2 protein-coding genes are annotated in these 1,106 nt (G+C 67.1%); both read right to left on the bottom strand.

Annotated elements, in window-relative coordinates; genetic code table 11:
* Positions 1-14 precede the first annotated feature (14 nt).
* Entirely contained in the window at positions 15-596 is a 582-nt protein-coding gene (locus J0695_RS38210) for a TMEM165/GDT1 family protein (protein ID WP_206969440.1), read from the bottom strand.
* 212 nt (positions 597-808) lie between these two features.
* A partial coding sequence (locus tag J0695_RS38215) for an ABC transporter permease (protein WP_206969442.1) occupies positions 809-1,106 on the bottom strand: 298 nt, incomplete at its 5' end.

Genomic DNA, 1,106 nt, shown 5'->3' on the forward strand with positions numbered 1-1,106 from the left:
CCCCCCCACCCGTGTCACCCGGCAATCGCCTCGTACAAGCTGAACCCCGCCAACGCCACCATCAGACAAGCCGCAACCTTCGTGATGAGCGCCAGCGGCACGTACTTCATCAGCGTCCGCCCGCCCACGATCCCCAGCCCTGCCACAGCCCAGAGCGCCAGCACCGCACCGATCCCCACCGACACCGGACTGTCGTACCGCGCCGCCAGGTTGGCCGTCATGATCTGCGTCAGATCACCGAACTCGGCCACCAGAATCAGCATGAACCCGGCCCCGGACACCTTCCAGAAGGACTGGTCGGCAGGAGCCTTGACCTCCTCCTCCCCCTCGTCCTTCTTGAAGAGCAGCATCGCCGCTCCGGCCAGGAAGAGCACCCCCACAATGGCCTGCAGCAGCCGGTGCGGAATAAGGGTGAGCACGCTGCCCGCAGCGATGGCCAGCGCCACATGCACCGCAAATGCGGCGGCGACGCCCACGAAGACATACGAGGCCTTGTACCGGGTCCCGAGCATCAGTCCGGCCAGTGCCGTCTTGTCGGGGAGTTCGGCAAGAAAGACGACGCCGAAGGTGATGGCCAGAATCGTGAAGCTGATCACGAGTTGAATTCCTCAATCGGTCGGGCTGCCCGCACCGAGAGGATCTGATTCCACAGCCAAAATGGGATCGCTTCGGCGCAGCAGCGTAAACAGAACACTGCGGCCGAAGGTCTCGCTGGCGGACATTCGAACATCCGCCTCCGGGCGCCGGCTGGAACAAGTCCCAGCAGTATGTCGACGGTCCGGCAAAGAGCTACTCCCCTTCTGCGCCTTCAGGATACCCGGTGCAGCCGCCCCCGGGCCACCAGCTCAAGGACGACAGCGACCGCCACCGCCTGCACGGCCAGCAGCGCGACCAGCACGAACAGCTGCACAGCCCCGGCCTCCACGGGCGAGGCGCCCCCGAGCAGCATCCCCACGAAGGCCCCCGGCAGTGTGACCAGACCCACCGTCCGCGTCTGGTCGAGCCCCGGCAGCAGCGCGTCCGTCGCGACCGGTCTGGCCACCTCCATCCGCGCCTCGCGGTCGAGCAGCCCCAGCGCCATCCCCGCCTCGACCTCGCCGTGGCGC

Source organism: Streptomyces beijiangensis (genome assembly GCF_017315755.1).
Lineage (GTDB): Bacteria > Actinomycetota > Actinomycetes > Streptomycetales > Streptomycetaceae > Streptomyces > Streptomyces beijiangensis.